At 60.7% G+C, this 280-nt stretch carries 1 pseudogene; it reads right to left on the bottom strand.

The features are described 5' to 3' along the window. A pseudogene (locus tag EOB49_RS35260) lies at positions 1–280 on the bottom strand (ABC transporter substrate-binding protein); the annotation flags it as partial.

Below are 280 nucleotides of genomic sequence, written 5' to 3'. Positions count from 1 at the left end.
GGTCCTTGTTCACCTGGAAGGAAAGGACGCCGTAATAGTCGCCGGTCCAGAAACCTTCGGCATCCTTCGCGCTGTCGGGGATCGAGTCCCACGTCGACACCTTGTACGGCTGGATCAGGCCATCGGCCTTGGCGGTCGGGCCGAAGGACAGGCCGACGTCGATGACGTCGGGCGCCTGCGGACCTTTGTTGTCCTTGTTGGCCTTGATCGCCTCGATTTCGTCGCCGGAACCGGCATCCGGATTGAGTTCGTTGACGGTGATTTCCGGATACTTCGCCTT

This window comes from Mesorhizobium sp. M7A.F.Ca.MR.148.00.0.0 (assembly GCF_003997735.1).
Lineage (GTDB): Bacteria > Pseudomonadota > Alphaproteobacteria > Rhizobiales > Rhizobiaceae > Mesorhizobium.
The sequence above is the reverse complement of the archived record's forward strand: the minus strand, read 5'-3'. Positions and strand labels throughout refer to the sequence as shown.